At 71.4% G+C, this 6,018-nt stretch carries 4 protein-coding genes; all 4 read right to left on the bottom strand.

What is annotated here, in order from left to right; translation table 11 throughout:
* Positions 1 to 139: 139 nt before the first annotated feature.
* The 4 genes from ABGB05_RS22450 to ABGB05_RS22435 all read right to left on the bottom strand — a co-directional run bounded on the left by ABGB05_RS22450 (position 140) and on the right by ABGB05_RS22435 (position 5,966).
* Complete coding sequence (locus tag ABGB05_RS22450) at positions 140 to 1,447, bottom strand: FAD-binding oxidoreductase (protein WP_347655428.1); 1,308 nt, start codon at positions 1,445 to 1,447, stop codon at positions 140 to 142.
* 2 nt (positions 1,448 to 1,449) lie between these two features.
* Positions 1,450 to 2,976, bottom strand: coding sequence for an FAD-linked oxidase C-terminal domain-containing protein (locus tag ABGB05_RS22445; RefSeq protein ID WP_347655427.1), 1,527 nt, complete (start codon positions 2,974 to 2,976; stop codon positions 1,450 to 1,452).
* A gap of 26 nt (positions 2,977 to 3,002) precedes the next feature.
* Positions 3,003 to 4,574, bottom strand: a complete 1,572-nt coding sequence (gene aceB / locus ABGB05_RS22440; protein WP_347655426.1) for a malate synthase A — start codon at positions 4,572 to 4,574, stop codon at positions 3,003 to 3,005.
* A 90-nt stretch (positions 4,575 to 4,664) separates the two neighbouring features.
* Positions 4,665 to 5,966 (bottom strand): phospholipase D-like domain-containing protein, encoded by a 1,302-nt coding sequence (locus ABGB05_RS22435; RefSeq protein ID WP_347655425.1) that lies wholly within the window; start codon positions 5,964 to 5,966, stop codon positions 4,665 to 4,667.
* Positions 5,967 to 6,018: the final 52 nt, after the last annotated feature.

The following is a 6,018-nucleotide window of genomic DNA, read 5'->3' as shown; positions in this document are numbered from 1 at the left end:
CGACAGGAGCGGCGCCGGGTACCGGGTGGGGCCGGGTGACCCGCGTCGGGATCAAGCCTGACCGCCCAGAGCGGGGCACCCGGCCCCACCCCCACCGGCCCCGACGGGGAAGAAGGCGAAGACGGCGGCGGCGACGGCATCAGATTCCTCCCACAAAACGTCCCGGCGCCAGCCGCGCCTCCGGATCGAACCGGTCCTTCACCCGACGCATCAGCTCCAGCCCTTCCACCGGCCCCCACAGGTCGACCCGGTCGCGTACCCGGTCGGGGGCGGTCAGCACCACCGCATGCCCGCCGGCCGTTCCGGCCGCCCCCCGCAACTCCTCGACGACCCCGGCCACCCGGTCGGGTTCGGCGTTCGCCGGCAGCCCGGCGTAGAGGACCCCGGTGCCGGCCGAACCGCGTACCCGGATCGGCACGTCGTGCCGGTCGGCCACGGTCCGGGCCGCGCCGAGCAGGTCGGGTACGGCGGAGAGCACCCCGGTGAGCTTCAGCCCGGTGCCACCGGGCAGCCACGGGTACCGCGACCACCAGGGCGGCGGCGACCCGGCATCGACCAGAACCTCCAGATCGGCGCCGGTCGGACCCGGCCCCGCCGCCCCGGCCAGCAGTCGTCGGGCCGCCTCGGCCCGCCCGGCCACCCCGGCGGTGGTGCCGCCGATCAGCACCACCAGCTCGATCGGCCCGTCGACCGGGGCGTCGACCTCCAGCGCGTCCGGTACCAGCTGCGCCGCCCGCACGGTGGCGACCAGTCGTCCGACCAGGTCGGCGCCACCCGCCCCGGCCAGCGGGACCCGGCAGCGGACGTACGCCTGCGCGGCCGGCACCGGATGCAGCCGGAACGCGCACTCGGTGACCAGCCCGAGGGTGCCGTACGCGCCGGTCACCAGCTTGCCCAGGTCGTAGCCGGCGACGTTCTTCACCACCTTGCCGCCGGCGTGGGCGACCACGCCGTCGGCGCGGACCAGGGTGACCCCGATCAGCAGGTCGCGAACCGTGCCGTACCCCATCCGGCGCGGCCCGCTCGTGTTCGTCGAGACCACCCCGCCGACGGTGGCCCCGGGCAGCGGGTCGTCCAGCGCCAGCTGCTGACCGGCCGGGGCGAGCAGTTGTCGCAGTTCGGCCAGCGGGGTACCGGCCCGGACCACCACGATCAGGTCGCCGGCGGCGTGTTCGACCACGCCGGCGAGGCGACGGGTGTCGACGATCAGGTCCAGCGCCGTCGGCGGATGTCCCCAGTCGAGTTTGCTGCCGGAGCCCCGGGCGACCACGGTCAGACCGTGCCGTGCGGCGGCGGCCAGTACCGTCGCCACCTGCTCCGTCGTCGCGGGCTCGGCGACGAACCGGGCCGGTACGCCACCGACCACGTCCACCGGACCGGCCGGCCGGACCAGCCCGGCGTCCTCGATCGTGGCGAGCAGGTCAACCGAACCCGGTACGTCGGACATGGTCAGAACACCTCCGCGAGACCCGCCTCCTGCAGTGGATGGGGACCCTTGCGCCGGCCGGGCACCTCACCACAGAGCCGGGGCGTGGGGAAGATCTTGCCGGGGTTCGCCAGCGACCGGGGGTCGAAGGCGCACCGGAGCAGCTGCATCGTGTCGAGGTCGTCGTCGGTGAACATCCGGGGCAGGTACGTCGCCTTGTCCATCCCGACCCCGTGCTCGCCGGTGATCGACCCGCCGTACGCGACACAGAGGTCGAGGATCGCCCCGGAGAGTTCCTCGGCCCGGTCGGTCTGCCCGTCGATCGTCTCGTCGAAGAGGACCAGCGGGTGCAGGTTGCCGTCGCCGGCGTGGAAGACGTTCGCCACCCGGATGCCCCGCTCGGCGGCGAGTTCGCCGATCCGGCGCAGCACTTCCGGCAGCGCGGTCCGGGGGATCACCCCGTCCTGCACGATGTAGTCCGGGCTGAGCCGGCCGACCGCGGCGAACGCCGACTTGCGCCCCTTCCAGAACAGCGCCCGTTGCGCCTCGTCGGCGGCGATCCGTACCTCGAACGCCCGGTGTGTCCGGCACAACGTCACCACCTCGGCGAACTGGGCCTCCACCTCGACCGCCGGGCCGTCCAGCTCGACGATCAGCACCGCGCCGGCGCCGGCCGGATATCCACATCGGACGGCCGCCTCGGCGGCCTCGATGGCGAGCGCGTCCATCATCTCCACCGCCGCCGGGACCACCCCGGCCGCGATGATCGCCGAGGTCGCCGCACCGGCGGCGTCCGTCGTGGGAAAGGCGGCGAGCAGGGTACGTACCGACTCCGGCAACCGGACCAGCCGTACGGTGACCTCGGTGGCGATGCCGAGGGTCCCCTCCGAGCCGACGAACGCGCCGACCAGGTCGTACCCGGGGCTGTCCGGGGCCGCCCCGCCGAGCCGGACCAGTTCGCCGTCCGGGGTCACCACCTGCAGACCGAGCACGTGGTTGGTGGTGAAGCCGTACTTGAGGCAGTGTGCGCCGCCGGAGTTCTCCGCCACGTTCCCGCCGATCGAGCAGATCTGCTGACTGGACGGGTCGGGGGCGTAGTAGTAGCCGTGCGGGTGGGCGGCCCGACTGACCGCCAGGTTGATCACCCCGGGTTCGACCACCGCCCGCTCGTCGGCCGGGGCGACCTCCCGGATCTCGCGTAGCCGGGAGGTGACGACCAGTACCCCGTCCGGGTGCGGCAGGGCGCCGCCGGAGAGCCCGGTCCCGGAGCCCCGGGCCACGAACGGCACCCCGGCGGCGACACAGGACCGGACCACCAGGGCACACTCCTGGGCGGTGTGCGGCAGCACCACCAGGGCCGGCACGACCCGGTACGCGGCCAGCCCGTCACACTCGTACGTCCGCAGCCGGGCCCGGTCGTCGATCACCTGGTCGGCGTCGAGCCGGGTACGCAGTTCGGCGGCCAACCTCCCGATCGTCGCCGCGCGTTCCGCCGACCGATCCCCGTCGGGACCGGTCGTCGTCGATCGTCCGTCGTCGTCACCGGTCATCGCCGACCTCCGTTGCGGACAGCTTGTTACGGCATCCTCTCGTACGCGGGCAGCGTGAGGAAGTCCACAAATTCGTCCGCGACCGCGACCTCCGTGAACAGGGCCCGTGCCTCGGCGTACCGGTCCGGGTCGGCGTCGAGCCGGGCGATCTCCTCGTCGGCGATCCGTTCGACCAGTTCCCGGGTCACCGGCACGCCGGTGTCGAGGGTGACACCGTTGTGCAGCCACTGCCAGACCTGGGAGCGGGAGATCTCGGCGGTGGCGGCGTCCTCCATCAGGTTGAAGATGGCGACCGCACCGGAGCCGCGCAGCCAGCTCGCCAGGTACTGGATACCGACGCTGACGTTGTTGCGCAGTCCGGCCTCGGTGGGCCGGCCTCCGGTGGCGGCGACGTCCAGCAGTTGGGCGGCGTCGACCCGTACCTCGTCCCGGGTCCGGTCGAGCTGGTGTGGCCGGTCGCCGAGCACGTTGTCGAAGACCTCGCGGCAGACCGGGACCAGGTCCGGGTGCGCGACCCAGGAACCGTCGAAGCCGTCGTCCGCCTCCCGGGTCTTGTCCTCCCGGACCTTCGCGAAGGCGGTCTCGTTGACCGTCGGGTCGCGTCGGCTGGGGATGAACGCCGCCATGCCGCCGATCGCGTGCGCGCCACGCCGGTGACAGGTCCGGACCAGCAGTTCCGTGTACGCCCGCAGGAACGGCGCGGTCATCGTCACCGCGGCCCGGTCCGGGAGCAGGAACTCGGTGCCCCGGGTCCGGAACTTCTTGATCACGCTGAACATGTAGTCCCAGCGTCCGGCGTTCAGCCCGGCGGAGTGTTCCCGCAACTCGTAGAGGATCTCCTCCATCTCGAACGCGGCCGGGAACGTCTCGATCAGTACGGTGGCCCGGACGGTGCCGCGCGGGATGCCGAGCCGCTCCTGGGCGAGGACGAACACGTCGTTCCAGAGCCGCGCCTCGAGGTGGCTCTCCAGTTTGGGCAGGTAGAAGTAGGGCCCGGAGCCGGAGGCGAGCTGCGCCCGGGCGCAGTGGAAGAAGTAGAGTCCGAAGTCGACGAGTGCTCCCGCGATCCGCTCGCCGTCGACCAGGATGTGCTTCTCGGTCAGGTGCCAGCCGCGCGGCCGCACCACGATGGTGGCCAACTCGCCGTCCTGGCGCGGAAAGTACCGGCGGCCGTCCGGCGAGACGTACTGCAGGTAGCCGGCGATCGCGTCGCGGAGGTTGAGCTGCCCCTCGACCACGTTCGACCACAGTGGAGTGTTGGCGTCCTCGAGGTCGGCGAGCCAGACCTTCGCCCCGGAGTTCAACGCGTTGATCGTCATCTTGGCGTCGGTCGGCCCGGTGATCTCGACCCGCCGGTCGACAAGTCCCGGTGCCGGCCCCGCGACCCGCCACGACGGGTCCGCCCGGATGTGTTCGGTCTCCGGCAGGAAACCGAGCGTGCCGCCGGCGGCCAACGCCGCCTCCCGCTCCGCCCGCAGCGCCAGCAACTCCCGCCGCCGTGGCTCGAACTCCCGGTGCAGCTCCGCGAGGAACTCCAGCGCCTCCGCACTGAGAATCTCCGCGTACCGCGCACCCAGCGGGCCGGTGACCTCGATCATGCACGCCTCCAGGTGGGGAAGGGGCTCTCATTATCGCTTCCGGTGGAGGGCGGCACCCCTTCCCGACCTGCGCGGCTGATCACCGGTGGGTCAGCTGACCGCGCCGCCGTTGGCCCGGCAGGTGTCCCGGACGTGCCAGAAGTCGGCGAGGTAGTCGTCGTGCATGCCACGGCCCATGATGCGCAGCATCGCCTCGTCGGCCTGGCGCAGCGCCGAGACGTTGTAGTTGTGGCTGCCGGTGAAGACCCGGGGCACGATGTCGTCGTCGTACGCGCCGTCGATCAGCATGTACTTGTTGTGGGTACGGATGTCCCGGCCCGGCCCGACGTTGAAGTTGCAGCGGGTGACCTGCACGTTGCCGCCGAGCGCGTCGAGTACCCCGGCGTTGGCCTCGCTGTAGACCACGTCGACCCAGCAGCCGGCGTTGCGCAGGGCGGTCAGCTTCTTCGCCACCTCGGGTCGGTTGAACGAGTACATGTTGACCCGTACGTCGGTCTGTCGGCGGGTGCCGGCGTCGTCGTACGAGCACGAACTCACCGAGTCGAGCACACTGACGATGGTGTCGGTGGCCGGGTCGCTGACCGGCTGGCCGGACCGTTCCCGGCGGGGGAAGAAGTACGCCCGGTAGGTGGTCCCGGTCGGCGTGCCCCAGTAGTAGTTGTTGTTCCCGGTCGAGCTGTACCGGTGTGAGCGCAGGTCCGCGAAGTACTGTCGGTACGCCTGGTAAGTGGTCGCGTCGCTGAACGTCACCGCGTTGTTGTACGCCTCGTTCGCGTCCCACCAGCCGAGGTTGGCCGAGCCCTGGAAGACGACGTTGGCGACGGTGGAACCGTTGTCCAACACCACGCTCGACGCGGTCAGGAACTTGTTGTGGTTGTACGCGGTGACCGAGGAGGTGCTGTAGTCGATACGCCGGGTGCCGATGCAACCCCGGTCCTGGCTCGGGAACTGGTCCGCGCAGTGCACGATGTACGACCCGGCGGTGTCGTTCGCGCCGAGCACCGGCAGCAGCCGCTGGTACGGGCGCTGGCTGACCTGCTCGTGGTCGAGGATGATTTTGACGCGTACCCCGCGCTGGTGTGCGTTCAGCAGTCGGGCCGGCAGGTCCGGGGTGGTCGCCGAGTCGGTCACGTCGGTCACCCCGAAGCCGAACCACGACATCTGGATCTCGCCGCCGGCCGGTACCCGGTCGATGATCCGGGCCAGTTGGACGAAGATGGCGTTCTGCGCGGCGGTCGAACCGGTCGGCCGGTTGAAGACGGCCTTGTTCAGCACCGGGTCCGGCTCGACGGCGGCGGCCGGCCCAACCGGTGCGCCGATCGTGGCGGCGGCGACGGTGAAGACCAGTGCCGACCGTGTCGCCGATCGCGGAAAGAACCTACATATCGACATGCCTGGATCATCGCATCCTCGGGCGTCACGGACCAGGGCTCACCGCGTCGCG

This window comes from Plantactinospora sp. B5E13, assembly GCF_039871775.1.
Lineage (GTDB): Bacteria > Actinomycetota > Actinomycetes > Mycobacteriales > Micromonosporaceae > Plantactinospora.
This window is presented reverse-complemented; position numbering and strand designations above follow the sequence as displayed.